The sequence below is a fragment of the Arthrobacter sp. zg-Y919 genome (assembly GCF_030142045.1).
Taxonomy (GTDB): Bacteria; Actinomycetota; Actinomycetes; order Actinomycetales; family Micrococcaceae; genus Arthrobacter_B.
The window spans coordinates 1,438,992-1,465,772 of record NZ_CP126242.1 but is presented as its reverse complement, the minus strand read 5'-3'; the positions used below and the strand labels follow the sequence as shown (position 1 = coordinate 1,465,772).

Sequence of the window (26,781 nt, the reverse complement as noted above, 5' to 3'; positions counted from 1 at the left end):
CTCACTGCCCGTGACAATCAGTACAACGCCAACGGCGGTGCAGCTGTTCCCGGCGGCGGTACCGTTCGGTGCCGCGGCTGTTGCCCGGCAAACAGCCAATTATACCGGCACCGGCATGGAATCGGCTAACACGGCCTCGGCTGGCCCGGGGGCCGTCCCTGGTTGCCCCTTAGATCCGCCCGGTCAGCTGTTCCAGTCATAACCGAACCGTGCCACACAGTGCCACACCTGCTTGAGCGTCTGCCGGTCGTGGGTCCGTGCCCGGACGGATTCCCCGATGACCCGGGGATCCAACCAACCGTCCTGCGCGATGGTCCGTCCCGCGGAAACGACCGCCCCACCCCGGTAGTCCGCGTGCCGCTCCAGCTCATCCACGCTGAGCCGGAAGCCCTGGTGCCACCGCACCGGACAGGGCAGGGTCTCGGCTGCCGCTTCCACGTCCGTGCCCCGGTATGACGGGTCGAGGACCAAGGCCTCAACGTGGCGACTGATGCTCAAGGGTCCGTGGATATGGGCTTCCACATGGTCGTCGAGGACATCCAGGCCGCTGCGCGGCGCGTGCTCCAGCGCCATGTCCACAAGGGGCATTGCGTCTGCCGTGCCGAAGTGCTCCGGCTCGGTGCTGCTGTCCGGATAGCAAAACGTGACCCTTGGGTACTCTGAGCGCTTCAGTCGGAAGTGGGACGACCCGAAGCGGACCGAACCGCCCACGTCTCTGCGCCTATAGTTCAGCGAACCGTACTTCGGACGCTGCCCCGGCCCCGCGCCGTCGTACACCCCGCCGAACATCCGCTGCTCCCAGCGCCACCGGTCACCGCCCGCCCACGCCGTCAGGCCGCCGTTACCTGTACCGGTCTCGAACTGCGAGCGGTAGGCCCCGTCCAGCACCAAATGCTCCAGCAGCGGCCTGCCCTTCACTGGCGCGTCGGGATGGAAATGCACGGTGATATCCAGGCTCCGGTCAAGGGGTGGGCCGGCAGACTGCCTTGTGACATGTTCAACGGCCCGCCGCCAGAGGTCCTGCCCTGTCAGGCCCTGCTCCGTTAGGTGCGCCGGGTGCGCTGCCGGTTCCATGGCGCACACCCTACAGGCCGCGCCGCAGTTCCTGCGCAGGACCAGTCCTTTTCGCGCGGCTTACGCCGGACGGGAGGTCTCCGGATCCACGGCCGCACCGGTGGCCGGTGCCGGCGTACTGCCGTTGGAGGACGGCTTTGCGTCGGGGACAAAATCCCCCAGGGCGCTGCCGACGCCCTTGAGCGCCTCGCCCAGTTCACTGGGGATGATCCACACCTTGTTCGAGGTGCCCTCCGCCAGCTTGGGCAGGGTCTGCAGGTACTGGTAGGCCAGGAGCTTCTGGTCCGGGTTGCCTTTATGGATCGCACCAAAGACCTTGGCGATGGCCTGGGCCTCACCGTCGGCCCGCAGGATCGCCGCTTTCGCGTCGCCCTCGGCGGCCAGGATGGCGGCCTGCCGGCGCCCTTCAGCGGTAAGGATCTGTGACTGCTTGCTGCCCTCTGCCGTCAGCACGGTGGCCCGGCGCTCACGTTCCGCCCGCATCTGCTTTTCCATCGAATCCTGGATGGTCAGCGGCGGCGCAATGGTCTTCAGCTCCACGCGGGAGACCCGGATGCCCCAGCGCCCGGTCGCCTCGTCGAGGACGCCGCGCAGCTGTCCGTTGATCCGGTCACGTGAGGTCAGCGCCTCTTCAAGGTTCAGTCCGCCCACCACGTTCCGCAGCGTGGTGATGGTCAACTGTTCGACGCCCTGGATGTAATTGGCGATCTCATAGGTGGCTGCCCGTGCGTCCGTCACCTGGAAGTAGACAACGGTGTCGATGGAGACCACCAGTGAGTCCTCGGTGATGACCTGCTGCGGTGGGAAGGACACGACCTGTTCACGCAGGTCCAGAAGCGGCAGCATCCGGTCCACGAACGGAATCAGGATGGTCAGGCCGGGATTCAGGGTGCGCTGGTACTTCCCGAGGCGTTCCACCACCCCCGCCCGCGCCTGCGGGACGATCTTTACGGCCTTGACCAGGATGACCAGGACAAAGACCACCAGGACGGCTAGAACTACTATGAGGACGGTTGTTCCGGTACCCATGTTCCCCCTTGGGTTCAGCGGCATCCGGGCGGATCCCGCGGTTGGTCCTCCGACAGCGGCGGTGCTGTGCGGGGAAGGTTCAGTGCGTGGCTGCCGTTCCGGTGTCCGCTGCCGGGACGACGACGGCGGTGGCGCCGTCGATGCGTTCCACGTTCACCGCGACGCCGGGCGGCAGCAGGGACCCGTCGGCACTGCGGGCGCTCCAGGTATCCCCGCCGATCTTTACGGTGCCGGATGAAGCAGTCACGGATTCGAGGGTCAGTGCAGGAGCGCCCACGATCCGGTCAATGTTGGACAGCTGATCCTTCGTGCTGTGCTGAAGGTGCCTGAGGGCGAAAGGCCGGACCGCGCCGATCATCAGCACGGCTACCACGGCAAACACCACCACCTGCAGGAACAACGGTGCGGCGAAGAAGGACGTCAGCATGGCCGCGAGTGCGCCGACGGAAAGCATCGCGAAGAACAGGTCCAGGGTGAGGGCTTCCACCGCGGCGAAGCCCAGAAAAAGCACCAGCCAGAGGGCCCAGCCGTAGCTGAGCAGCCATTCGTAGATTTCCTGCATCGGTTTCCCCTTACCCCGGAGCCTCCCCGGACTAAACAGCGGGCGTCCACAGCCGGCGTGTGCAACCGGCGGTGCCGCGCGTTTAGTTCATTCTGCCCGAGTCCGCACCACAGACCTAGGGATCCCGGAGACGGATGGATAACGTTTCCGCCGTCCGGGTCAGTCTGCGCGGGTCAGCCCGCCCGGAATGTCTGGAGGGAAAAGGAGGCGGTGACCGCTTGGGGATCCGGCAGCGTGGAGATGGTCTCTTCAAGGGCGGCAGGTGCCAGATGCCGGGCAGAGGGACCCATCAGTACCGCGTTGCGGACATCGGTGCGCGCCAGCTGCATGGTGTAGGTGCAGTGGCTGGTATGCAGGGGAGTGAAACCGGCGCCCAGGGACGCGGTAACGCGCTCCTCCTTCTCGGCGGGGATCCCAAGCATGGCCGCTTTGCCGCGGATTTCCTGCAGGTGTCCTGGTTGCGGGGTCACTACGGCGAGGAGCCCGCCGGGGACCAGGACCCGGCGGAACTCGGCCGGGTTGCGCGGCGCGAAGACATTCAGGATCACATCCACGGAGGCATCCGGCAGCGGAAGCCGGCGCCAGACATCCCACACCAGCGCGTAGCTTCGAGGCAGTGCGCGGGCGGCCCGGCGCAGGGCGTACTTGGAAATATCCAGCGCCACCGCGGACGCCTCCGGCAGCGTCCGCAGGACCTCCCCGAGGTAATAGCCGGTCCCCGCACCGGCATCCAGGACGACGCCGGCCTCCGGAGCGGCATCGGAGACCATCCGTCCCAGCTCGGCGGCCATCGGCAGGTAATGCCCGGCCGCCAGGAAATCCGCACGCGCCTGGACCATGGCGGCGGTATCGGCCTGGAATTTGGTCCCGCCACCCGTGAGGAGGTTGAAGTACCCCTGCTTGGCCGCATCGTAGCGGTGTCCATCCGGGCAGCTGAGTGTCCGGAAAAGGTCGTCTGGTTCGAGGCTGCTGCCACATACGGGACATACCAGCGGTGGCAGGGAGGACATGTTTCCATCCTAAAGGCGGCAGTTGGCGGTGGCCGCCGCGGACATTAGGCTTCGGAGCGTGAAACCATGTGACCTGCCTCTCCTGAATTCCCTGTCCGCCCCGGCGGTGCACCCTGATGCCCTGCACTGCGTGGTCTCGGTGACCCGTCCGGACTTCGGGGCCGATGCCTACACCGGCCAGCTGTGGCGGGTGCCGCTGACACAGGGGAGCAGGCCGCGCCGCCTGACCCGCGGTTTCCGCGACACCTCCCCGAAGTACAGTGCCGACGGTTCGTGCCTGGGCTTCCTGCGGGCGGCGCCGGGGGAGGCGGCGCAGTTATACGTTCTGGGCGCCGGCAGCGGCGAGCCCGTGCGGCTGACCGACGCGAAGCTGGTGGTGTCCTGGTTCAGTTTTTCACCCGATGGCTCCAGCGTGGTGTTTTCCGCCCGGGTGCCGGAGGAAGGCCGCTACGGGACCACGGACGGCGTGGGGCCGGACGGTGAGGATCCCCGGCTTATCACCACGTTCAAGTACCGGATGAACGGGGTGGGCTACACCGCGGACAAACCGCTGCACATCTTCCATCTGGCCCTGCCGGACCTCGATGCCGAGCCGTACATTGCTCCCCGCGGGCGGGCAAAGTCCACGGACGGTGACGCCCGGACTGCATCCGGCGTACCCGAAGCCGTACAGCTGACCTCCGATGGAGTCGACCACGTTCAGCCGGTGTTTTCCGCGGACGGCGGGACGATCCTGTTCACTGCCTCGCCGGACGCAGATGCCTCCCTGGTGTCGGACGTCTTCAGTATCCGCCCGGACGGGACCGGGCTGCGCCGGCTCACCACGCACGACCCCGCAAACCCGCTGTCGGTTTCCGACCCGGTGGAAAGCGCCAACGGCCACTGGCTCTTCTATCTGGGTCAGGAGGTCTCCGCCACGGGTACGGATTTCGTGGCCCGGAATACCGCGCTCTACGTGGCGCCGACGGCGGACCCGGCAGCGGTCCGCCGGCTTACCGATCCGGAGACGGTGGACCTGGCCGAAGGCACCATCGTGCCCCATAACGCTGCTGAGGCGCTGGTGTTCAACCGCACCCGCGGGACGGGCGAACTCCTCGCAGCCGATCCCCGCGGTGGAGTGGAGGTGCTGGTTTCCGGCCCCCGGGTCGTGGAGTCCGCGGGCTCGGCAGGCGGCACGGTGGTGGTCACCTATACCGACCCCCACACCGCCGGCGACCTGGCCATCGTCGACGTCGAACGTGGCGGCGGAATACGTCCGGTTACCGATTTCTCCGACGCGCTGCGGCAAAAGACCTCAGTGGCGGTCCCGGTGGAGGAAACCCATCCCTCCCGTGACGGCTATCCGGTGCACGGCTGGCTCGCCCTGCCGGAGGGGCCGGGACCGCACCCGGTGCTGGTGAACATCCACGGCGGTCCTTTTGCCCAATACGGCTGGGGGTATTTCGACGAGACGCAGGTTTACACGAACGCCGGCTACGCCGTGCTGATGTGCAATCCGCGCGGATCGGCGGGCTACGGACAGGCACACGGCCGGAGCATCAAGGAGGCCATGGGCACCCATGACCTCGCCGATGTGCTGGCCTTCGTGGACGGCGCGCTGGCCGCCCATCCCGAACTCGACCGGGACCGGCTGGGCATCATGGGCGGCTCCTACGGCGGTTACCTGACGGCCTGGACCATTGCCCACGACCACCGGTTCACCGCGGCCGTGGTGGAACGCGGGTTCCTGGACCCGTTGTCCTTTGTGGGTTCGGCAGACATCGGCTGGTTCTTCAGCGCCGGGTATACGGGGACCGATCCTGCCGGCGTCGCCGCGCAGAGTCCGATGGCCTGCGTCGATGCGGTGCGGACCCCCACCCTTGTGGTCCATTCCGAACAGGACCTGCGGTGCCCGGTGGAACAGGCCCAGCGGTACTACACTGCCCTGAAACTGCGCTCGGTACCCACAGACCTCCTGCTTTTCCCGGGCGAGAACCACGAACTCTCACGCAGCGGAACGCCCTGGCACCGGAGGCAGCGGTTTGAGCACCTGCTGGCCTGGTGGGCCCGCTGGCTGCCGACACCGCAGAATCCGGCCCCGGAACAGGCCGTCGAACCGGAACCGGAACTGGATGCGGGCCGGGAACCCGCCCGGATCTAAGCAGCCGGGCCGCTAGAACCCGAGTACGCGCCGGGCCTCGTCGATGTCCGGCGAGGCCCAACGGCGGGTGTACTCGGCATTGCTGCACAGCGAGCGGGGAAGCATACGGTCCACGTACACCGTGCCGTAGAGGTGGTCCGTTTCATGCTGGACTATCCGGGCCTGCCAGCCGCTGAAGCATTCCATGTGCTGCCGGGACTGCGCGTCGGTGTAGTCCAACACGACTGACCGCGGGCGGCGGACTACGCCCTGGTAGCCCTCGAAGGAGAGGCAACCCTCGTAGAACTCAGCCGTCTCATCGCCGTCGGCCTCGTAGCGGGGGTTGATGATCGTAAAGAAGGGGAGGGGCACCCGCTCGCGCACCGCTGCAGCCTCGGTTCCGACGTCGTAGGTGTCCTCCAGCACGGCGATCTGCAGGGGAATACCCAGCTGCGGTGCCGCCAGGCCGACTCCGGGTGCGGCGTGCATGACCCGGCGCATAAGCGCGACGAGGGCCTCCAGTTCAACGGCATCGAGTTCGCCGTCGAATGGCAGTGCAGCGCGGCGGAGGGCCGGGTGCCCCAGTTGGACTATCGGCACGAGTTCCTGCTCGAGCATCGGCAGGACCAGGTCGCGAAGCAGGGTGGTGGAATCTGTGGGCACCGCTTTATCCTAGTGGCCCTTACTGTGTTCCGGTGCCGCGGGGCGGCGTAACGTCGGCTCCACCATGGTCCAGCAGCAGCAGTACACGGTCCTGGGGCGGTTTCCCGGTTTTGAGCTGCGCCATTATCCGGCGCATCTGCTTGCCCAGGTCACCGTGAACTCAGGGTTCCAGGGCGCCGGGAACGCCGGTTTCCGGTACCTGTACGCCTATCTCAGCGGACGAAGCTCGTTCCCGGCGTCGTACGGTCAGGAGTCGAGCGGCTGGCCGGCTTCCGCCCAACGGGCAGGTCCGGGCCTGGCCATGACCGCACCGGTCCTGATGGAACCCAGCCCGATACCGGGCGCATTCTGCGTGGCCTTCGTGCTGCCCGCGGATCTGACCGCTTCGACCGCACCCGTTCCGGAGGATCCAGCCGTCAGTATTGTTCCGGTGCCCGGGCAGGCCGCCGCCGCGGCGGCGTTTACGGGGCGTTGGAGCGAGTCTAATGTGCAGGGCCACCTCGCGGCCCTGCAGTCGGCGGTGACTGCCGAGGGGTTCACGGTCCTGGGCAGCCCGCGGTTTGCGCGCTTCGATCCGCCGTTCCGGCCCTGGTTCCTGCGCCGCAACGAAGTTCTTCAGGACGTTGAAGGCCCGGGGGACTGAAACAGCAGGGGAGCGGCGGCGGGAACGGGGTCGGTGGCCAGCCGGGCATGGGTCTCCACGTCAAAACGCCTTCCGCCGTACTGCAGCTTCGCCCGTTCAACACCCTCACGCCTGAACCCGGCCTGCAGCGCCGTCCGGCACGACGCCGGGTTATTGGTCCGATGTCCCAGCTCCAGGCGGAAAAGGCCGCCGTCGCCGAAGGCCCACTGTGCTGCTGCCGCAACACCCCGCGCGGCAAGCGAACGGCCACGGGCGGAGGGCGCCACCCAGTAGGACACCCAGGCGGTCTGGTGCCGGGGGTCAATGGCGCTGACGTCGATACTGCCCACTGCCGTGCCGTCCACGTCAACCGCGAAGCTTCGCCGCTGCGGGGACACGGCAGGATGCGCCACCAGATACGCCTCGGCCTGGCCGACGTCGTCGAACCGGGCGCCGAACTGGTACTCCAGCGATGGGTCGGCGGCAAAGGCCGCCCGAAGGGCGGGAGCGTCGGCCATTGTCCAGGGCCGAAGCAGGGGAGAGGTGGGCATGGCGCAGTTATCCCGCCGGCGGGACGAATCCCAGCGGCAGCAGGTCTGCCGCCGGTATGCTGACCGGACCGTCCGGCGTCGGCACAATCACGCGGATCCCGGGGTAGTAATCGGCCAGGACCTGCCGGTCCCGGCCGCACGGGCTCTGAACGCCGCGGCCATGGTTGCCGACGGCGACGATGCAGGTGGGATCGCCAGCTCCCGCCGCCCGTGCCGCACCCAGGGCGACAAGTTCGGCGCAGGGACCGCCCGTGAAGTGATAGAGGTTCACGCCGCCGTGCATGCGGCCGTCGGCCGTGCGGACTGCCGCACCCATGGTGTGAATACCGTCTTCGCCGGGCCCGGCGTCGGTGGCGGCGTCGATGGTCCGCCGCGCCAGGTCCACGAGAGCCAGGTCCGCCGGAGTGAGGGGCAGGGCCGATGAGGGAAGGGAAGTGGGCATGCGCAGAGTCTATGGGGAAGATGCTGCGTTAAAAGACAAACAGCCGGGCCGCCGTCTGGCGGTACCCGGCTGTGCGGCTTGGGAGAGAGCCTAGCCTTCGCAGTCCACGCAGTAGGCCTCGCCGTTCTTTTCGCGGGCAATCTGCGAACGGTGGCGGACCAGGAAGCAGGACATGCAGGTGAACTCGTCAGCCTGCGGGGGAACTACCTTGATGAGGAGTTCCTCGCCGGAAAGGTCAGCTCCCGGAAGGTCAAACCCGTCGATGGCATCTGACTCTTCGACATCGATGACAGCTGTCATCGCTCCGCCGCGCTGCTGAGCTTTCAGACCCTCCAGGGAGTCTGTCGGCTGGTCTTCTTCCTTGACGCGCGGGGCATCGTAATCGGTAGCCATTTTCTTGTGCTTATCTCCTGATTGTGGGGGGTGAAGCGTAGATCATATAGGGCAACGTAAGTCGCTGCACCAAACCGTACAGGTGTGGCGGACCCCGGATTGCTTAATTCGCCTCGAAAGTGACCAACATCCCGTCGGGTTTTGGTATTCCCGCCGGGGTAGCCTCAGTGCACGGTTCGGCTCCGCGGCAGGACAGTGCCCGGCAGCTAGGTTATGTCAACCATGCAACCCGTCCCTGCGGCTGGTGGGAGGCGTTATGTCAACCGGATTCAGGCGGCAGCATGGTGTGCGGCCGGACGGAAAAAGGTGGACCACCTTCAACGGTTTCAGCTGCGGGGAAGTGTTGGCAGGCGGTTATGTCAACCCGCACCAGAAGCCGTCCGGCTGTCCGGAGGACGTTATGTCAACTCATCGCTGTGCGGTCCGGATGGTCTGCGGAGGACCGGAATTGCTGAACCAGGTTACGCATTCCAGGCCATCAGGCCGCAGGTGCAGCCGGATGCCGCATCGTGCCGTCCAACTGTTCAAAAGCTCCAGCGGCCGGCCGGACACCACCGCAGCACCAAAATGCACTCAAAAGCGCTCAAAACCGGGGGATTAGCGTCAGTTTCGGGCACATAGACGTTCACGGGCATATATGGCGGTTTGGCTCCTTTCGGGACCCCAACGTAAACGCCGATAATCCACATTATGTCAACTAGCGTTCAGGAGGAGGTCCCCCGGGGCCGGCCTGACCGGGCTTCCAAGTTCTTTGCCACCTGAGTCGGATGGGACTCCTCCAAACAGAATGCCATCAGACTGCGGGAGCCTGTGCGCGACGGACGCCCGGGTGCAGCCTCTGGTGACTGCTTCCGTGCGGCCGGTGTTCAGTGTGCAGATAACGGGCTTATCCGGACCAACCGGTCATCTAGTGTGCAGATAACGGGCTTATGCGGCGGTTATAAGGCCGTTATCTGTACAGTAGATCGCCCACGGGCCCACACATTGGCGCCAGAAAGCTGAACCGGCCGGACCGGCACACGGAGGCCAGCCGTGGTCTCGTGTAGGGTCGCTGCCATCGCCAGCACCGCGCGAAGCCAGGAGGAATCATGCGGCTTTGGACCTTAGCCCCGGTTATCGCGGGTGCCGTCGTGCTGTCCATGGTGGGCTGCGGCGCCGGCGGTGCTGCTTCCGAACCAAAGACCCCACAAAGCGACCGCTGGAATCTCGGGGTTACGGGTCCCCGCAGCGGCCCATACAGCCAGTGCCTTGATGATCCAAGCATCGAAGAATCACTGCAGTCCGCCGACTTCCCGTCGTCGCATCTGGGAATCAGGCTGGTTGTATCGGCAACGGCGGAAGATGCACAGCGCATCGCAGACTGCCTCAAGCAGACTCTGAACACCGGCGAGGTGTCGATCAGCGGACCTGGCGCCTAGGAACTGCGCGGGCTGGGCGATCCGCTCCCCTGGCACCGCTCCCCCGGAGCCACTCCCCTAACCCCGGGTTCCCCGGCAGGATTTCCTCCGGTCCGGTGCGGTGCGGTGCTGGTGGCTGTGGTCCCGGGTGGTGACCGAATTCCCTGAGCCGCCTCTCCGGCAGCATCCCTGCTTCACGACGGGCGCCGGTCCGTGCCGCTTGTGTACAGCTGATGCTGGCTGGATCGCCCGTAGGCAACATCAGCTGTACACAAGGCGCTACTGGTTCCGTCAGTATCCCAAGGTCTGTGACGTATGGGTAAGACGTGAACCCTCCAGTCACATGCGCCGCAGGCAGTGGGAGCTGTGCGCGGCGGGCTTCCTGATCGGCGCGGACCCAGGGCCACTCCCCCATCCCACTCCCCTAAGCGCGACGCGCGGTGAGCAGCAGATACTCCCAGTCCATGGCCGTAGTGCCGGCGACGGAACTGAAACGGCTCACCAGGTCCAGCAGCTCCGCATCCAGTGCAGCAGCGCGGTCCGGGCTGTCCCCAAGCGATTTGTACACCGCAATAGTGGGACCGTAATTCGTTTTGAAGAAGCCCAGGAAATCCGCCGGCGTCTCGAACCGGTCAACACGCAGGGTCCGGCGTGCGGCTGTGAAATTCTGCACCTTGCCCGCCAGGAGCGACTCCACATGCTCGGGGTTTCCCCACAATGGCGGTGGCTGCGCTCCGGGAGGCGGAGGCGGCGCGTACGGCTTCATGGTAGCGAACATGCGCCCGATGAAACCTTCCGGGGTCCAGTTGATCAGCCCGATCCGTCCGCCCGGCCGGCACACACGCGCCATTTCCGACGCCGCCTGCCCATGGTGCGGGGCGAACATCACTCCTACGCAGGAGATGACCGCGTCGAAGGAGCCGTCCGCGAACGGAAGCGATTCGGCGTCGGCCATCACCCAGCTCAGGTGCGCTCCCCGGGACCGCGCTATCCGTTTCCCTGATTCCAGGAGTTCCGGTGTCAGGTCCGAGGCAGTCACGTTGGCGCCGGTCTCCGCAGCCGGAATTGCTGCGTTGCCCGTACCTGCCGCGACGTCCAGGACTTCATCCCGGTCCGTAATGGCGCAGGCCTCCACCAGCACCGGCCCCAGGCCGGGAATGATCTCGGTGGCTACGGCTGTGTAGTTCCCAAGCGCCCACACCGCCCGGAGCCTCGCCTTCAGTTCCCGGTCGGGACTGGTTTGCGTTTCCGTCATGATCCTCACGTCCTTGTGTTTGCGGGGCTTACATCCCGCCCCTGTGCTCTCTGACCCTCTCAGTGTTCGACCCCGGCGTGTGCGGTGCCGTGTGCAAGGTCGGCCAGATCGGCCCGCAGCCGGGGATTGGTGATCCGGGCGGCCATTAGCGGAATAGCCGTTTCCACGGCCGAGTCCCCCAGCGCCGCCCGGAAAGAATAGGCCCGGACAGTGAGTTCATCGTGGCCGTAGCGGCAGGACAATTCACTTAGTTCCCGTGCGTACCCGAGTGCCAGCGGCGGATTCGAATGCAGCGCCACAGTGCAGGCAAGGTCCAGGTTCCGTCCCCGGAACCAGCGGTACCAAGGATCGGGGCGGAGCCCGCGGCGGATCCATTCTCCCGCGGCAGCCCGCTCGCCGGCAGCGAGCAGGACCCGGGCCTTGGCTTGGAACGCCGCGTCCAGATAACAGCGGTCCCCGATCGCCTCGGCCAGCGCGACCGCCTGGTCGGCCATCTCCTCCGCCTCCGAAGAAGCACCGGAAAGCAGGTATGCCTCGCTTCGCAGGGCTTCCACCAGCGGCCGGAACGCGGCCCAGTGCTCACGTGCCAGGAGCACCAGGGATGCGTCGAGTTCCTCAGCGGCGGTGCGGTGCTGCCCCGTGAGCAGGTACAGCCGGCCCAGCATGGCATGCGCAAACACCTCCTGCCGGTGGATGCCGGTGCTCAATCCCGCCGATCTGCCCAGCGCATCGGCGGCTGCGGGATAGTCAGCGGTATCGGTGGCGAGCATGCCGCGGACGCCCAATACCCTGGCCGTTTCGTCCGCCAGTCCCGCCGCCGTCGCCAACGCCCGGTCCAGCCAGCGAAGCGCGCTCGCCGGAAAGCCGCGCTGCACGGCGAGGAATCCCAGTTCCCGGTACGCGGCCGCCTGCACGGCAGGGCTGCCGTCCGGCCCGGAGAGTGACACCACGCGGTGCAGGAGGTCGGCGACCTCGGCGCCGCGGCCGCCGGCACCGTGGATCAGGGCGCCGGCGAGGGCCAGAAGCGCCTCGGCCTGCAGCTGGCGGTCCCCGGTCCGTTCGGCCAGGCCGCCGGCCACCCGCAGGTGCGCCAGTGCGGATGCGGTGGCACCGGCGGCGAGACAGGACGCGGCCGCTTCCAGGTAGGACCTGACCGCGACGCCGGTGGCTGGCAGGGCGCTGATCCTGACATCCGGGGCGGCCAGTGCCTGCTGGACTTCAGCGGGCATGCCCAGACCAAGTTGTTCGGCAAAAAGGCGGGTGCACCGGGCGGCTTGCTCCCGGGCTCCGCTGCGGTCCCCGCCGGCCAGGAGGGCGCGGACAAGCAGTGCGTGGAAGTCCCCGTTGAGCAGGTCCAGGCTGACGGCCTGCGCGGCGAACTTCACGGCACTTCCGGTATTGCCGTCGGCGAGGGCAGCCAAGCCCCTTTCGTAGGCCGCTGTTTCGACGAAGTGCCGCAGCCGGTGGCGTTCCACGGTCAGCCAGGTATCGAAACCGGGACAGTCAGCGAACTCCAGCCGCTCGAGCAGTTCGGCGGACGGGGTGTCCGCTGACCAGGGTGTGGCGGTGTCGGCGTCGCAGGACGATGACGGCGGCAGCCGCAGAATCAGCGGATCGCCCTGCAGCACCGAGCCGGGGCCCAGCACGCGGCGCAGGTCCGACAGGTGCCAGCGCAGGGCCCCGAGTGGATCCCCGGCATCGGGGAACAGCATCGCGGCGAGCTGGCCGCGCGGTGTGGGAGTGCGGTGCAGCAGCAGGTAAGTGAGCAGCCCCCAGCCCTTCCGACCACGGGGCTGCCTCCCGTCACCGGCCGGGCACTCGATTGACGGCTGCCCCAGGAGGCGCACCTGAATCACGGCCATGCACCACACTGTAGAACCCCGCCTCCCGGCCCGGAACGCGGGGCGCAATCGGGTGCGGACAACGCCGTCGTCCGCACAGGGAACTTCGGGAACCAACGGGCCTCCGCTGCCCGTTGCGTGCCGGTCCCCGGTGAAGTTACCGTGCCGCATGGAGCATCGCAGCCAGACAGAGGAGTTTCGCATGCAGCCATGGGCCACAGGCATCGCCGCCGTCACGATGTTCGTCGAGGATACTGCCGCCGCGAAGTATTTCTACCAGGACATCCTTGGCCTTCCAGTGATCTTCGAAGACGAGGACTCGGTGGTTTTTAAGTTCGGCGACGTCCTCGTCAACCTTCTGGTGACGACGGCTGCGCCCGAGTTGATCGCTCCCGCTGAAGTGGGCGGCGCCGGAGCCGGTTGCCGCTTCCAGCTGACCGTTCCGGTCCGGGACGTCGACGCCCTGTGCGAGAACCTTGTCCGGCGCGGGGTGCGGCTGCTTAACGGGCCGATGGACCGGCCGTGGGGTCCCCGTACCGCCAGCTTCCAGGACCCGGACGGCCATATCTGGGAGCTCGCGCAATAGTTCCGCCCGGGCCCTCAGGCACGGCAGGAGGAAAAGATTTTTTGCGCGCTGTCGATATTCATCCTGCCCGCTCGACGTCATAGTAGGAGGCGCAGCAGCACCTTCCAGGAATCAGACAGCAAGGAGAGTGCCATGAAGTACATGTTCACCATGCGGGCCACCGACGAGGCAGTGAAAGCCTCCAAGGACATCCCCTTCGAGCAGATCATCAACCAGATGGGCGCCTACAACGAATCCATGATCAACGCCGGCGTGATGCTGGGCGGTGAAGGCCTGGCGGATATCTCCGAGGGCAGCGGATTCGTGGTGGATTTTGCCGAGGATCCGCCGCTGATCACCGACGGGCCCTACGGGGAAACCCATGAGCTTTTCAACGGGTTCTGGATCGTGCAGGTGGGCTCCCGCGAGGAAGCCGCCGAGTGGGCCCGCCGCTGCCCGCTGGGTCCCGGATCAAAGCTGGAAGTGCGCCGCGTGACGGAAGCCTCCGATTTCGCCGACTTTGCGGACAACGAATACATCCAGAAGGAAGAGCTGTGGCGGAAGGAAGAAGAGAAGCTGAACGCGGAAAACAAGTAGAAAACAGGTAACCGTGGATCAGGCAGCAGTCAGGGGTCGGGTCGATGCGCTCTGGCACATCGAAGGGGCCCGGATTGTTGCCGCCCTGGCCAGGGTGACCGGCGACGTCGGCCTGGCTGAAGACGCGGCTCAGGACGCCGTCGCCGACGCGCTGGTCGCCTGGAGCCGGACAGGCATTCCCCGCAACCCCGGCGCCTGGATCACTGCCGTGGCTAAACGGCGGGCCATTGACAGGTGGCGGCGGGCTGGGCTGCTGCAGGACCGCTACGAACTGCTGGCACGCGGGATTCAGGACGAGGCCGCCCCGGAGTGGGACCCACTGCCGGACGACGTGCTCCGGCTGCTCTTTACTGCCTGCCATCCGGTGCTTTCCACCGAGGCGCAGATTGCGCTGACGCTGCGGGTCGTAGGCTCACTCAGCGCCGAGGAGATCGCCCGGCTGTTCCTGGTGCCGGTGGCCACAGTGCAGCAGCGCATTGTCCGGGCCAAGAAAACCCTTGCCGCAGCCCGGGTTCCCTTTGAGCCGCCCGAACCCAATGAATGGACGCCGCGGCTGCGCGGCGTGCTGCACGTCATCTACCTGATGTTCACCGAGGGGTACGCGGCAACCACCGGAGAGACTTGGACCCGCCCGGCCCTTGCAGCCGAGGCACTGCGGATCGGGCGGATCCTCACCGGTCTTATTCCGCGGGTACCCGAAGCACATGCCCTGGTCGCCCTCATGGAGTTCTCTGCCTCGCGCTTCGCTGCCCGCTCGGGTCCTGACGGCGGGCCGGTCCTGCTGGCGGACCAGGACCGCACCCGCTGGGACCGGGCGCAGATAGAACGCGGCCGGGCATCACTGGCCAGCGCCGACCGTCTGGCGGGCGGACTGGGCCGAGCCCGGGGCAGCTACGCCCTGCAGGCGGCCATCGCCGAATGCCATGCCACCGCCGCCCGCGCGGACGACACCGACTGGCCGCGCATTGTGGTCCTCTACGAAGCGCTGGCACGCATTTCCCCCAGCCCGGTGGTCGAACTCAACCGTGCCGTAGCGGTATCGATGGCCACCGGCCCCGAGGCGGGCCTCGCCATCGTGAACGGTCTGGAGGGAACGCTGTCCGGGTCCCACCTGCTGCCCAGTGTGCGCGCCGAACTGCTCGCGCGCCTGGGCCGGACCGACGAAGCCCGTGCGGAATTCACCACGGCTGCACGCCTCGCCAAGAACCTCCGCGAACGCGAGGTGCTGCAACGCCGGGCGGCATCCCTCTAAGGGGACACCATCTGCAGGTCGTCAGGCGCCACCGGAAACCTTGCACCTGTTGCCGGGCCGGCCGGATGGCTAGCGTGGAGTGCACGGCGCCGGCAGTTCCGCCAGTGCACCGACAGCTGTGCAACACGGAAGGAGCACCCTTATGGATCCCCTGCCCGGCATCAACCAGGAAGTACCACCCAGCGGTCCCGGCTGTGTGGAATGCGACCAGCTCCAGGGGTGGTGGTACCACCTGCGCCGGTGCGCCGAATGCGGGCACATCGGCTGCTGCGACAGCTCCCCCGGGCAACACGCGACCCTGCATGAGCAGCAAACCGGGCACCCCGTGATCCGGAGCTTCGAGCCCGGCGAGGACTGGTTCTGGAACTATGCGGATTCCTCGGTCTTCGCCGGACCGGAACTGGCCCCGCCCGCACACCATCCGTTCGGGCAGTCCGTTCCTGGACCCGCCGACCGGGTGCCCGCGGACTGGCAGCAGCTGCTCCACTGAAGCCCACCGGCAGGCCTGACAGGTCTACACTGTAAACATGACTAGAACCTATATTGTGACCGGATCAGCTTCAGGCATCGGAGCAGCCACCGCCGCCATCCTGAAGGAGCGCGGCAACACCGTCATCGGTGTCGACCTGCGCAACGCCGACGTCGAAGCGGACCTCAGCAAGCCCGAGGGCCGCTCCGCCGCCGTCGCCAAAGCTATTGAACTTGCCGGTGGCAACGTCGACGCCGTGATCGCCTGCGCCGGCATCTCCGCCCCCGCCCCGATCACCGTTGCCGTGAACTTCTTCGGCGTCACCGATTTCCTGACCGAACTGGCTCCGACCCTGGCGAAGAGCAGCGCACCCCGCGCCGCCGTCGTCAGTTCCATGGCCAGCCTGCAGGCCAACTCCCCCGAACTCGTCGACGCCATGCTCGCCGGCAACGAAGAGGAAGCCCTGCGGATCGGCCAGGAGCTCGCCGACGCCGGTCCCCAGACCGGCTACCTGAACTACCCCTCCAGCAAGCGTGCCCTGAGCCGCTGGGTCCGCCGCGAAAGCATCAGCCCCGCCTTTGCCGGCGCCGGCATCCCGCTGAACGCCGTGGCACCCGGCACCGTGACCTCCGCCATGACGCGCGACCTGCTGTCCACTCCTGAGGGACGGGCCATGGTGGATGCCAATGTGCCCATGCCGCTGAACGGCCACTCCGAACCGGAGGTCATCGCCCGTCTCCTGGTCTGGCTGACCTCCGAGGAGAACACCCACACCACGGGACAGACCATCTACACCGACGGCGGCGCCGACGCCACGCTGCGCGGGGACGACATCTGGTCCTGAGTGCCCGCCTGCTGAGCCGCGGCACCGCGGGCGCCGGTGAGGACTATCTCCCGGCGTCCGCGGTGTCCGTGGCGCAGCACCCCAAATCGCAGTGACAGATAGGCCAGCGCCCCCACCGGGATCGGCAGCCAAAACTGGATGATCCGCCACGACAGGACGCCCAGGACCGCGATGCCCGACGGCGTTCCGAAGCCCGCCAGCGTAGGCACCAGCAGCCCTTCCACCAGGCCCACCCCACCGGGGGTCAGCGGAACCATCGCCACCAGCCCCGCCAGCGAATAAGCCACCAGCAGCTCGCCCGGCCCCAGCACGTGGCCGAACGCGGCCAGCAACACCCACAGGCAGGCGGCATCGAGGATCCACCGCAGTGTTGCCAGTGAGATCCCGGCCAGCAGCCGGCGCGGGTGGGCACGGAACATCCGTGTTTCATCTGCCACCGTCCGGACAAACCTCTCGGCGGAGTCCTCATGGAGCCCCGGAACCGCCCGCGCCACCGCGCGCGCTGTGCGCACCGCCCCCTGCAGGTGCCGGTCCAGGATGGTCAGCAGCGCCACCACCGCTGCGAAAAGCACCAGCACCACTATCCCGGCGGCCGCGTAGTCGCGGCTCGTATTCACCTTCCCCAGCATGGACAGCAACCCCAGCCCGAACAAGGCGCCGAGCACCAGGTTCGCACCCAGAACCTGGATGGTGGCGGCGCTGAGCGCATCCTGTGGCGGCGTCCCGGCCAGGGTCAGCAGCCGGAACCGGGCTGCGGCCGACGTCGTTCCCCCACCCGGCACCACATGGTTGATGGCGGTGTCGCACAGGTCGATCCGTACCAGCGTGAAATAAGAGGGCCGCGAGGTGCCGGGCAGCACGACCCGTGTCAGGGCGCTGTAGCTGAGCCAGGAGCCCACTTCCAGGCACACGGCCCCGACGAGCACGAACAGCGGCAAGCGGACCAATGACCGGAGCACATTGTCGGTGCCCACCAGCTGCGGCAGGACGACGTATTCAAAAATCAGCACCAGCAGCACCACTATGCCCAGCCGACGCACGTACCTCCACCGTCGGGCCGGACGTCCGGAGCCGCGTGCCGAAGTTCCATGCCTGGGCATGGAACAAGCACAGCAGACGAACTGCATCCATGTCAGCCACCCCCCGGCCCCGGCAAGTGCAGGGTGCGCATTTCACCCCGGCCGACTCTTTCTGACATTATGTTGGTATGTTACCAACACCGTGTTGGCAACGTTCCGATTCAATCAAGGGGTTCCGATGTTCCTAGCGCTGCGCGAGTTGCGCTTTGCCCGGGCCAGGTTCGGATTGATGGGTGGCGTCGTCGCGCTCATTGCCGTACTTATGGTCCTGCTGTCCGGTCTGTCCTCCGGACTCGTTAACGACGGCGTGTCCGGCCTGAAGGCCATGCCGGCAACCGCCTTTGCCTTCAATGAAGGCACCAAAACCGACAATGCCTTCTCCCGCAGTGTGGTGGACGAGCACCAGGCTGCGGTGTGGGCCGAACAGCCCGGCGTCGCGGAGGCCGCCCTGATGGGCACCGCCATGATGAACGGCACCACCGGCAACGGCACCCAGGTGGACCTGGCGCTGTTCGGGATCGAGGACGGTTCCTTCCTGGCGCCGACGGTCGGTGAAGGCCGCAGCATTGCCGCCCCCGACGAGATCGTCGTTTCCGCCACCGCCGCCGACGAAGGCCTGGACATCGGCGACGTCGTCACCCTGGAACGGATCGGCGTCGAACTGACCGTCGTGGGCTACACCGATGGGCAGGAGACCTTCGGGCACGTTGACCTGGCCTACCTGCCGCTGGACACCTGGCAGTATCTGGCCAGCGGACAGAGTGCCCCCGGGGCGCCGACCGCTGATACCGTGTCCGGCGTCGACTTCGACACCGCCAGCACCATTGCCCTGAAGGCAGCCGACGGTGTGGAGATCGATTTCGCCGCCGGCGATGAAGCCGCCGGAACAGTTACCTCGACCCTGGCGGAATCCTTCAACGCCTCCCCCGGCTACTCCGCCGAAACCATGACCCTGGAAATGATCCAGATCTTCCTGTACGCCATCTGTGCCCTGGTGGTGGGCGCGTTCTTCACGGTCTGGACCATCCAGCGGAAGTATGAACTCGCGGTGCTGCGCGCTGTGGGCGCCTCCACCGGATACCTGCTGCGTGACGGGCTGCTCCAGGCGGCCATCATCCTGGTCGCCTCCACCATCGTCGGCATACTGGCCGGCCTCGCCATGGGTGCCGGACTGGGCGGTACGGCCATGCCCTTCGCCCTTGAGGCCACTCCCATCCTGACGGCCACGGTCCTGACGATCACCCTGGGTTTGGTGGGCGCCGCCCTGGCCATCGTCCGGATTTCCCGCGTAGATCCCCTGGCAGCCCTTGGAGGACAGAGATGAGCACCGCAACCGAAGAACGCAATGCCGGCACGCGTACCGGCGGACTGCTGGTCGAGTCGGCCAACCTAGCCCTGGGCGACGGCGAGAGCACGGTTCAGGCCCTGGATAACGTCTCCCTCAGCGTCCGGCCGGGCGAGATGGTAGCCGTCGTCGGCCCGTCCGGGGCCGGAAAGTCCAGCCTACTGGCCGTGGCCGGAGCCCTCACCACCCCTGATTCCGGGACCGTCCGGGTGAACAACGTGGACCTTGGCTCGCTCAGCAAAGCAGCCCGGGCGCGGTTCCGCCTGCAGGAGATCGGCTTCGTGTTCCAGTCCGGGAACCTGATTCCGGCGCTGAATGCCGCCGAACAGCTGCGCCTGATACAGAAGCTTGCGGGCTCCCGGGACACTCTCGATCCCCTGGAACTCCTCGCGGCCGTAGGCATGGAGCACAAGGCCCGCAGCCGCCCCGACCAGCTCTCCGGCGGGGAGCGCCAGCGGGTCGGGATTGCGCGGTCACTCGTGAACCGGCCGTCGCTGCTGCTGGTGGATGAGCCGACCGCCGCACTGGACCGCGCCCGCAGCCAGGAAGTGGTTGCCCTGCTCGCCCGGGAAACCCATGAGCGCGGCGTTGCTACAGTTATGGTGACGCACGATCACGACGTCCTGCACCACTGCGACCGCGTCGTCGAGATGGTGGATGGACGCCTCTCAAGCTAGCCAGAGCACGAACAGGAGGGCATAAGTGCCCCGAATCACTGCGCCCACGGTGGCCGAACACCGGGCGGCACAGCAGCGGGCGCTGCTGGACGCGGCACGCACCCTCCTGGCCCGCACCGGCGAGGCCCCCAGCATGGCCGACGTGGCTGCGCTGGCGGGCCTTGCCCGTCCGAGCGCCTACCAGTACTACAAGTCCCGCCAGGACCTCCTCCATGCCCTGGTGCTGGATGTTTTCCCGCGCTGGACGCAGCGGGTGCGGGAAGCAATGGATGCGGAGCCGGAACCCGCTGACCGCATCATGGCTTACGTGCTCACGAACATCCGCCTGGTGGCGGAGGGTGAGCACGCCGTCGGGAACGCGCTGGCCGCCGTCGCCCCGGGCGAGGAACTCGACAACCAAAGTGCCATGATGCACCGCCAGCTGCTCACTCCGCTGGTGGAGACGCTGACCGCGATGGGCGTTCCGGATCCGCTGGTGACGGCCGAACTCATCAACGCCATCGTGCATTCGTCCACCCGGCTGCTGGAGTCCGGCACCGGGCCGGAGATGGTCGAGGACCGTGTTCGGGAACTCCTCGGCCCCTACGTCCGCGAAAACCGCACCCTCACCGCACCGGAGGACTCTCCGTGACCCGAATTGCCGCACCGTCCGCCACCCCCGCCGCCAACACCGTCAACGCCGCACGATGGCCGGCAGTGCTGGGGATGGACCTTGTCCTCATCATCGTTTTTGCCGCCCTCGGCCGCCAAAGCCACGAGCACGGCCTGACCGTACCCGGCATCCTGGCCACCGCGCTGCCGTTCCTCATCGCCTGCCTGCTCTCGTGGGGGGCCATGCGCGCCTGGCGCCGTCCGGCGCAGCTGTGGCCTGCAGGCACCATCATCTGGCTGGGAACCGTCGCCGCCGGCCTGGGCCTCCGCGCACTGGCCGGGGGTGGAACCGCCGTCAGCTTCCAGGTGGTCACCCTCGTGGTGCTGGGCGCGTTCCTGCTGGGCCGGCGCCTGGCGTGGACCGTGATTTCCGGCCGCCGGCACCGTTCCATCCACTAGGCTCAAAGAGAGCAGCAGTCGACACCACCGCGTTTAGGAAGGCCCCGCCATGATCACCGCTTTTGTACTCATCCAGACCGACTCCGCCAGGATCCCGGAATGCGCGGAGGAAATCTCCGAGATCGACGGCATCAGCGAGGTCTACTCCGTGACCGGTGAATGCGACCTGATCGCCATCGCCCGAGTGCAGCGGCACGAGGACCTGGCCGACGCAATTGCCAACCGCCTGTCCAAGGTCGACGGCGTCATCGGCACCACCACGCAGATTGCCTTCCGGGCCTACTCCCAGCACGACCTCGACGCGGCTTTTTCGCTCGGCTTCGACAGCTAGTCGCATCCGCTGACCACTGCCGGCGGCCCGGACCCGCTTACTGGGTGACGGCCACCCACCGGTCCAGCGCGGCCTGGGCGGCACCGCTGTCGATCGCGTCACAGGCACGGACAAGTCCGCGGGCCAGGCGGTCCGTCAGCGGCCCGTCGGCATCCCGGTCCAGCGCCACCAGGGCTGCGGCCGCGTTCAGCACGACGGCGTCACGTACCGGCCCCTTGTCCCCCGCCAGCACGCTGCGCACCACCGCGGCATTAGCGGCGGCGTCACCGCCCCGCAGGTCCTCCAGCGTGGCCCGGCTGATCCCGAGATCCAGGGGATCCACTACGGACTCCTCTACGGTGCCATTACGGACCTCCCAGACAGTGGAGACACCGGTGGTCGTCATCTCGTCCAGACCGTCACCGCCGCGGAACACCAGGGCCCGCACCCCGCGCCGGGCCAGCACGCCGGCCATCAGCGGCGCCAGGCGGGCGTCGGCGACGCCGATGGCGGAGGCACTGGGATTGGACGGATTGGTCAGCGGCCCCATGAAGTTGAAGGCCGTGGCCACCCCCATCTCGCGGCGGGGCACGGCGGCAAAGCGCATGGACGGATGAAAGACCTGGGCGAAGCAGAAGGTGATCCCGGCCTCGACGGCAGCCTGTGCCACCCGGTCGACGGACAGGTCCAGCCGGACCCCCAGCGCCTCGATCACGTCCGCGGACCCCGAGGCCGACGACGCCGCTCGGTTACCGTGCTTAACCACCTTCGCCCCAGCCCCGGCACATACCAGTGCCGCCATGGAGGAGATGTTCACGGTGTTGTGCCGGTCTCCCCCGGTGCCCACAATGTCCAGGGTCTCTCCCGGAATGTTGATGGGCCGCGCGCTGGCGACCATTGCCTCGACCAGCCCGGTGAGCTCGTCCACGGTCTCGCCCTTGGCCCGCAGGGCGACCAGGAACCCCGCAATCTGCGAGTCGGTGGCGTTGCCCGCCATGATGGTGGACATGGCCCAGCGGGTCTGCTCGGTGGAGAGGTTTTCGCGGCTGATCAGCGCGGTAATCAGGCTCGGCCAGGTGTCACCGGAACTCGGAATCGTAGTCACACACCCTAGGTTATCTACGATTCGTAGAAAATGCTGATTTCTTTCTGGGACGGCTATTTCCGCGCCAATACAGGGATCCGGGGCGGCGGGGTCGGCTGGGGACGCGCCGTTGGCCCTGATCTGTTGGAGAACTGGGCAGTTTTACCGCCATAATGTCTATGTGACAACAGCGACCCATGCCCCCAGTACCCCGGCTCACCCCACGCTGAACCGCCCCAATATGGTTTCCGTAGGAACCGTGGTGTGGCTCTCCAGCGAACTGATGTTCTTTGCTGCTCTCTTCGCCATGTATTTCACCCTTCGCTCGACCTCGAGCGACCTGTGGGCCATGGAGACCGAGAAGCTGAACGTCCCGTTCGCTTTCGTGAACACGGTGATCCTTGTTTCCAGTTCCTTCACTTGCCAGGCTGGCGTCTTCGCCGCAGAACGTCTTCAGGCACGCCGCACCGGAGGGCTCCTGAAGCTTTCCCGCTGGGGCATGACTGAGTGGTTCCTGCTGACCTTCGTACTCGGAGCGATTTTCGTCTCCGTACAGGCCTACGAATACGCCATGCTGGTCTCTGAAGGTGTATCCCTCTCGTCGAACTCCTACGGTTCCGCGTTCTACCTGACCACCGGTTTCCACGGCCTGCACGTGACCGGCGGCCTGATCGCGTTCCTTTTCATCATCGGCCGTGCCTACGCCGCCAAGCGCTTCGGACACTTCGAAGCAACCTCGGCGATCGTAACTTCGTACTACTGGCACTTCGTTGATGTGGTCTGGATTGCCCTGTTCGTCATCATTTACTTCCTCAAGTAACACTGCTTGAGGACCCGCACCCCACGAAATACTTCAAAGTGGCACCTGTTTCCCAAAGACCACATAAGTTAGGAACTACGAAGTGAAGGCACTATCGCAAAGGCGGCGCCATCCCCTCGCAGCAGTCGCGCTGCTGCTGCTGGGACTCCTCGTTACGGGTGGTCTCTATGCCGTGGCCAATGGAGCCAACCAGGCCCAGGCTGCAACCACCACGTACACTGCCGAAGACGTCAACGAGGGCGAGAAGCTGTTCGTCGCCAACTGTGCAACGTGCCACGGCATTGAAGCCACCGGTACGGAAAACGGCCCCTCCCTGGTAGGCGTCGGCGCAGCGTCGGTCGACTTCCAGGTCGGAACCGGCCGTATGCCGATGGCCATGCAGGGCCCCCAGGCCCAGGAGAAGCCCGTCCAGTTCGACGACGAGCAGACCGCTGAGCTGGCCGCCTACGTCTCCAGCCTTGGTGCCGGCCCCTCCGTTCCGGACTCGGAACACCTTGAGGCCGACACCTCCGATGAAGAAGCATCCGCCAACGGCGGCGAGCTCTTCCGCGTGAACTGCGCCATGTGCCACAACGCCGCCGCCGCCGGTGGCGCACTGACGCGCGGCAAGTTCGCTCCGAGCCTGGACGGCGTCAGCGAAAAGCACATCTACGAGGCCATGGTCACGGGTCCGCAGAACATGCCTGTCTTCAGCGACACCAACATCACCCCCGAAGACAAGCAGGACATCATCACGTTCCTGAAGGACATCGAGTCCAGCGGCTCCCCCGGTGGAGCCCAGCTGGGCTCGCTGGGTCCGGTATCCGAGGGTCTGTTCATCTGGACCGCTGGTCTGGGAATCATCATCGCTTTCACCATCTGGTTGACCTCCCGGTCTTCCTAGCCACAGCCGCGCTCACCTCCACGGGTGACATCACAGTTACATATAGGTCTATAAATGCAGTTTTCAGAGAAGGATGAGGGGGATCATGGGCGACCATAGTCACGGCAGTCCGAACACCTCGGGCACCGTCGCTACGGCTGGCCAGGGAGATGAGGAGAAGTTCCAGGATCCGGGACTTCCCCCACACCGCCCTCGTCTAGCCGACACAAACCCCCGCGCCGAAAAGCGGGCGGAGCGGCAGGTGGCGAGCCTGTTCATCGTGTCGATCATCGGCACCATCGTATTTTTCATCGGATACTTCAGCATCCACTTGGACGATGCCAGCATCGCCGAACTGCGGCTGCAGAACATCCTCCTGGGACTGGGCACCGCCTTCGCCATGCTTGGCATCGGCGTCGGCATTGTCCACTGGGCCAAGACGCTTATGCCGGACCACGAAATCGTGGAAGAACGGCATGAAATCCGTCCCGAAGAGGACCGCGTCATTGCCGAGAAGATGGTTGGGGACATCATCGAGGAAACGGGCATCAAGCGCCGTCCGCTGATCCGCAACACCCTCCTCGGCGCCATGATCCTGGCACCGCTGCCGGCTATCGCCGTCTTCCGCGACCTGGGTCCGCTTCCGGGCAACACCCTCCGCCACACCATGTGGAAAGAGGGCACCCGCCTGACCCGCGATCCCAGCGGCACGGCCATCAAGGCTTCGGATGTCACCCTGGGCTCGGCCTTCCACGTCATCCCCGATGGCCTGAATGACCTGCCCGAGCACAAGCTGGAGGAAAAGGCCAAGGCCGTCGTCCTGCTGATGCGCCTGAACCCCGAGGACCTTAACCCGTCCCCCGGGCGCGAGGACTGGGCAGTGGACGGCATTGTCGCCTACTCCAAGATCTGCACGCACGTTGGCTGCCCTGTTGCCCTCTACGAGCAGCAGACGCACCACCTTCTGTGCCCCTGCCACCAGTCGACCTTCGACGTGACGCAGGAATGCAAGGTCATCTTCGGTCCGGCGGGGCACGCGCTGCCCCAGCTGCCGATCGCCGTCGATGACGAAGGCTACCTGGTCGCCCAGAGCGACTTCCACGAACCTGTCGGACCGAGCTACTGGGAGCGTGGCTAACCATGAGTGTTCCCTCTGCCACCCCGTACGAGGCCAAAACCCGTCTGGGCCGCATCACGAACTTCGTTGACTCCCGGGTCAGCGGTTCCGCCATGGTCAAGGAATTCGGCCGCAAGGTCTTCCCTGACCACTGGTCCTTTATGTTCGGTGAAGTCGCGCTGTACTGCTTCGTCATCCTGCTGCTGACCGGAACGTTCCTGACGTTCTTCTTCGACCCGTCCATGGCCGAAACACACTACGCAGGCAGCTATGTGCCCCTGCGCGGCGTGGAAATGTCCGTGGCCTACGAGTCCTCCCTGAACATCTCCTTCGATGTCCGCGGCGGCCTCTTTATGCGCCAGGTGCACCACTGGTCGGCCCTGCTGTTCGTCGCAGCCGTCTCGGTGCACATGCTCCGCGTCTTCTTCACCGGCGCCTTCCGCAAGCCCCGTGAACTCAACTGGGTGGTGGGCGGCGTCCTGCTGATCCTGTCCCTCGCGGCTGGCTTCACCGGCTACTCCCTCCCCGATGACCTGCTCTCCGGCAACGGCCTGCGCATCATCGACGGTGTGATCAAGTCGGTTCCGGTGGTTGGTACGTACATCAGCTTCTTCCTCTTCGGTGGTGAGTTCCCGGGTACCGCGATCATCGGCCGTCTGTACATGCTGCATATCCTCCTGGTGCCGGCGCTGATCCTGCTGATGATTGCCATCCACCTCTTTATGGTGGTCATTCACAAGCACACCCAGTTCCGCGGTCCGGGCCGGACCAACAACAATGTTGTCGGCTACCCGGTGGGCCCGGTCTACGCAGCGAAGGCCGGTGGCTTCTTCTTCATCGTCTTCGGCATCATCGCGATCATTGCGGGCTTCTTCACGATCAACCCGATCTGGAACTACGGTCCCTACGATCCCTCCCCCGTGTCCGCCGGTACCCAGCCTGACTGGTACATCGGCTGGGTCGACGGCGCCCTGCGCCTGATGCCCGGCTTCATCGGCGCGTTCCCGCTGGAGTGGGTCATTCCGTTCCCGTGGGGTGACAACACGCTCTCGCTGAACGTGCTGCTGCCCGCCCTGGGCCCTGCAGGCCTCGTCTTCACGCTGCTGTTCATGTGGCCGTGGATCGAAGCCTGGCTGACCAAGGACAAGAGTGTCCACAACCTGCTGGACCGCCCGCGCAATGCTCCGTACCGGACCGCCGTCGGCGTCGCAGGCATCACGTTCTACTGCGTGATGTGGGCAGCCGCCAGCTCGGACCTCATTGCCACCCACTTCCACGTGTCACTGAACGATGTGACGTACTGGCTGCGGGTACTGTTCTTCGTTGGTCCGGTCCTGGGCTTCATCATCGCCCGCCGCATCGCCCTGGCGCTGCAGCGCAAGGACCGCGAGATTGTCCTGCACGGTGTTGAGAGCGGACGCATTGTCCGTCTCCCGCACGGTGAGTACATCGAGGTCCATGAGCCGCTGGACGAGTACAAGCGCTACCGCCTGGTGGACTTCGACTCGCACAAGGTGATCCCGGCCCAGCCGGACGCCAACGGCAAGATCTCCGGAAAGGAAAAGCGCCGCGCCAAGCTGTCGCACTTCTTCTTCGAAGACCGTGTCGCACCGGTGACGCCTTCCGAACTCGAGAATGCGCACCACCACGAATCGCCTGCCGAGGTTGAGGCCAAGGCCGACGACCAGGCATCGATCGAACAGCGGTAACTGAGCAACCGTACATAACAGAAGGGCCCGACCGGATGATCCG

29 protein-coding genes are annotated in these 26,781 nt (G+C 66.3%); 17 read left to right on the top strand and 12 right to left on the bottom strand.

The window, feature by feature from the left end; genetic code table 11:
- Positions 1–183: 183 nt before the first annotated feature.
- The 4 genes from QNO10_RS06965 to QNO10_RS06950 all read right to left on the bottom strand — a co-directional run bounded on the left by QNO10_RS06965 (position 184) and on the right by QNO10_RS06950 (position 3,675).
- A complete protein-coding gene (locus QNO10_RS06965; protein ID WP_229948385.1) occupies positions 184–942 on the bottom strand; it encodes a DUF3626 domain-containing protein in 759 nt (252 codons plus the stop codon).
- Positions 943–1,134: 192 nt separating this feature from the next.
- A complete protein-coding gene (locus tag QNO10_RS06960; protein WP_229948387.1) occupies positions 1,135–2,103 on the bottom strand; it encodes an SPFH domain-containing protein in 969 nt (322 codons plus the stop codon).
- 79 nt (positions 2,104–2,182) lie between these two features.
- Entirely contained in the window at positions 2,183–2,665 is a 483-nt protein-coding gene (locus QNO10_RS06955; RefSeq protein WP_231707472.1) for an NfeD family protein, read from the bottom strand.
- 173 nt (positions 2,666–2,838) lie between these two features.
- Positions 2,839–3,675 (bottom strand): methyltransferase domain-containing protein, encoded by an 837-nt coding sequence (locus QNO10_RS06950; RefSeq protein WP_229948391.1) that lies wholly within the window; start codon positions 3,673–3,675, stop codon positions 2,839–2,841.
- A gap of 58 nt (positions 3,676–3,733) precedes the next feature.
- Between QNO10_RS06950 and QNO10_RS06945 the strand changes: the two genes are divergently transcribed.
- Entirely contained in the window at positions 3,734–5,815 is a 2,082-nt protein-coding gene (locus tag QNO10_RS06945) for a S9 family peptidase (RefSeq protein WP_229948394.1), read from the top strand.
- Between the two features lie 12 nt (positions 5,816–5,827).
- Here QNO10_RS06945 and QNO10_RS06940 read toward each other — a convergent pair whose 3' ends face one another.
- On the bottom strand, positions 5,828–6,412 hold the full coding sequence (locus QNO10_RS06940) for a peptide deformylase (RefSeq protein WP_229948909.1): 585 nt from the start codon (positions 6,410–6,412) through the stop codon (positions 5,828–5,830).
- A 109-nt stretch (positions 6,413–6,521) separates the two neighbouring features.
- Between QNO10_RS06940 and QNO10_RS06935 the strand changes: the two genes are divergently transcribed.
- Positions 6,522–7,100, top strand: coding sequence for an SOUL family heme-binding protein (locus QNO10_RS06935; protein WP_229948397.1), 579 nt, complete (start codon positions 6,522–6,524; stop codon positions 7,098–7,100).
- On the opposite strand, the gene QNO10_RS06930 is transcribed toward QNO10_RS06935, so the two are convergent.
- The 3 genes from QNO10_RS06930 to QNO10_RS06920 all read right to left on the bottom strand — a co-directional run bounded on the left by QNO10_RS06930 (position 7,073) and on the right by QNO10_RS06920 (position 8,465).
- Positions 7,073–7,630, bottom strand: coding sequence for a GNAT family N-acetyltransferase (locus tag QNO10_RS06930; protein WP_229948399.1), 558 nt, complete (start codon positions 7,628–7,630; stop codon positions 7,073–7,075). The two genes, QNO10_RS06935 and QNO10_RS06930, sit on opposite strands and share 28 nt — an antisense overlap.
- 7 nt (positions 7,631–7,637) lie before the next feature.
- Positions 7,638–8,072 carry a cytidine deaminase family protein gene (locus QNO10_RS06925; protein WP_229948401.1) on the bottom strand — a complete coding sequence of 145 codons (435 nt, stop codon included), beginning with the start codon at positions 8,070–8,072 and terminating at the stop codon, positions 7,638–7,640.
- A gap of 90 nt (positions 8,073–8,162) precedes the next feature.
- Positions 8,163–8,465 (bottom strand): DUF4193 domain-containing protein, encoded by a 303-nt coding sequence (locus QNO10_RS06920; RefSeq protein ID WP_146361938.1) that lies wholly within the window; start codon positions 8,463–8,465, stop codon positions 8,163–8,165.
- A 1,088-nt stretch (positions 8,466–9,553) separates the two neighbouring features.
- On the opposite strand from QNO10_RS06920, the gene QNO10_RS06915 reads away from it, so the two are divergent.
- Positions 9,554–9,883, top strand: coding sequence for a hypothetical protein (locus QNO10_RS06915; protein WP_229948404.1), 330 nt, complete (start codon positions 9,554–9,556; stop codon positions 9,881–9,883).
- Positions 9,884–10,286: 403 nt separating this feature from the next.
- Here QNO10_RS06915 and QNO10_RS06910 read toward each other — a convergent pair whose 3' ends face one another.
- Positions 10,287–11,117: a class I SAM-dependent methyltransferase gene (locus tag QNO10_RS06910; protein WP_229948406.1), complete on the bottom strand. Its 831-nt coding sequence runs from the start codon at positions 11,115–11,117 to the stop codon at positions 10,287–10,289.
- A 59-nt stretch (positions 11,118–11,176) separates the two neighbouring features.
- Entirely contained in the window at positions 11,177–12,979 is a 1,803-nt protein-coding gene (locus QNO10_RS06905) for an AfsR/SARP family transcriptional regulator (protein ID WP_229948407.1), read from the bottom strand.
- A gap of 181 nt (positions 12,980–13,160) precedes the next feature.
- Here QNO10_RS06905 and QNO10_RS06900 point away from each other — a divergent pair, with 181 nt between their 5' ends.
- From QNO10_RS06900 to QNO10_RS06880, 5 genes are all read left to right on the top strand, one after another.
- A complete protein-coding gene (locus QNO10_RS06900) occupies positions 13,161–13,544 on the top strand; it encodes a VOC family protein (protein ID WP_229948408.1) in 384 nt (127 codons plus the stop codon).
- Between the two features lie 132 nt (positions 13,545–13,676).
- The gene (locus tag QNO10_RS06895) at positions 13,677–14,120 is read left to right on the top strand and encodes a YciI family protein (RefSeq protein ID WP_229948411.1); all 444 of its coding nucleotides are present in this window, start codon (positions 13,677–13,679) and stop codon (positions 14,118–14,120) included.
- A gap of 13 nt (positions 14,121–14,133) precedes the next feature.
- Positions 14,134–15,372, top strand: coding sequence for an RNA polymerase sigma factor (locus QNO10_RS06890; RefSeq protein WP_229948413.1), 1,239 nt, complete (start codon positions 14,134–14,136; stop codon positions 15,370–15,372).
- A gap of 142 nt (positions 15,373–15,514) precedes the next feature.
- A complete protein-coding gene (locus tag QNO10_RS06885) occupies positions 15,515–15,862 on the top strand; it encodes a UBP-type zinc finger domain-containing protein (protein WP_229948415.1) in 348 nt (115 codons plus the stop codon).
- A gap of 37 nt (positions 15,863–15,899) precedes the next feature.
- A complete protein-coding gene (locus QNO10_RS06880) occupies positions 15,900–16,685 on the top strand; it encodes an SDR family oxidoreductase (RefSeq protein WP_229948417.1) in 786 nt (261 codons plus the stop codon).
- Here QNO10_RS06880 and QNO10_RS06875 read toward each other — a convergent pair.
- Entirely contained in the window at positions 16,631–17,725 is a 1,095-nt protein-coding gene (locus QNO10_RS06875) for a lysylphosphatidylglycerol synthase transmembrane domain-containing protein (RefSeq protein ID WP_229948420.1), read from the bottom strand. The genes QNO10_RS06880 and QNO10_RS06875 overlap by 55 nt on opposite strands.
- Before the next feature lie 217 nt (positions 17,726–17,942).
- Here QNO10_RS06875 and QNO10_RS06870 point away from each other — a divergent pair, with 217 nt between their 5' ends.
- The 5 genes from QNO10_RS06870 to QNO10_RS06850 are packed head-to-tail and all read left to right on the top strand — an operon-like array spanning position 17,943 to position 21,167.
- Positions 17,943–19,088: an ABC transporter permease gene (locus QNO10_RS06870; RefSeq protein WP_229948422.1), complete on the top strand. Its 1,146-nt coding sequence runs from the start codon at positions 17,943–17,945 to the stop codon at positions 19,086–19,088.
- Positions 19,085–19,786, top strand: coding sequence for an ABC transporter ATP-binding protein (locus QNO10_RS06865; protein WP_229948425.1), 702 nt, complete (start codon positions 19,085–19,087; stop codon positions 19,784–19,786). Before QNO10_RS06870 ends, QNO10_RS06865 begins: the two co-directional genes overlap by 4 nt.
- Positions 19,787–19,811: 25 nt before the next feature.
- Complete coding sequence (locus tag QNO10_RS06860; protein WP_229948428.1) at positions 19,812–20,417, top strand: TetR/AcrR family transcriptional regulator; 606 nt, start codon at positions 19,812–19,814, stop codon at positions 20,415–20,417.
- Entirely contained in the window at positions 20,414–20,836 is a 423-nt protein-coding gene (locus QNO10_RS06855) for a DUF3054 domain-containing protein (protein ID WP_229948429.1), read from the top strand. Before QNO10_RS06860 ends, QNO10_RS06855 begins: the two co-directional genes overlap by 4 nt.
- A gap of 49 nt (positions 20,837–20,885) precedes the next feature.
- Positions 20,886–21,167, top strand: coding sequence for an Lrp/AsnC family transcriptional regulator (locus tag QNO10_RS06850; protein ID WP_227921514.1), 282 nt, complete (start codon positions 20,886–20,888; stop codon positions 21,165–21,167).
- 37 nt (positions 21,168–21,204) lie between these two features.
- Here QNO10_RS06850 and trpD read toward each other — a convergent pair whose 3' ends face one another.
- Positions 21,205–22,251 (bottom strand): anthranilate phosphoribosyltransferase, encoded by a 1,047-nt coding sequence (trpD, locus tag QNO10_RS06845; protein ID WP_229948431.1) that lies wholly within the window; start codon positions 22,249–22,251, stop codon positions 21,205–21,207.
- Between the two features lie 160 nt (positions 22,252–22,411).
- On the opposite strand from trpD, the gene ctaE reads away from it, so the two are divergent.
- The 4 genes from ctaE (at position 22,412) to qcrB (ending at position 26,738) form a co-directional block, all read left to right on the top strand.
- The gene (gene ctaE, locus QNO10_RS06840) at positions 22,412–23,050 is read left to right on the top strand and encodes an aa3-type cytochrome oxidase subunit III (protein WP_229948434.1); all 639 of its coding nucleotides are present in this window, start codon (positions 22,412–22,414) and stop codon (positions 23,048–23,050) included.
- 82 nt (positions 23,051–23,132) lie between these two features.
- Complete coding sequence (qcrC, locus tag QNO10_RS06835; protein ID WP_229948437.1) at positions 23,133–23,933, top strand: cytochrome bc1 complex diheme cytochrome c subunit; 801 nt, start codon at positions 23,133–23,135, stop codon at positions 23,931–23,933.
- An 85-nt stretch (positions 23,934–24,018) separates the two neighbouring features.
- Positions 24,019–25,050 (top strand): cytochrome bc1 complex Rieske iron-sulfur subunit, encoded by a 1,032-nt coding sequence (gene qcrA, locus QNO10_RS06830; RefSeq protein WP_229948439.1) that lies wholly within the window; start codon positions 24,019–24,021, stop codon positions 25,048–25,050.
- A gap of 2 nt (positions 25,051–25,052) precedes the next feature.
- Complete coding sequence (qcrB, locus tag QNO10_RS06825; RefSeq protein ID WP_229948442.1) at positions 25,053–26,738, top strand: cytochrome bc1 complex cytochrome b subunit; 1,686 nt, start codon at positions 25,053–25,055, stop codon at positions 26,736–26,738.
- Positions 26,739–26,781 lie beyond the last annotated feature (43 nt).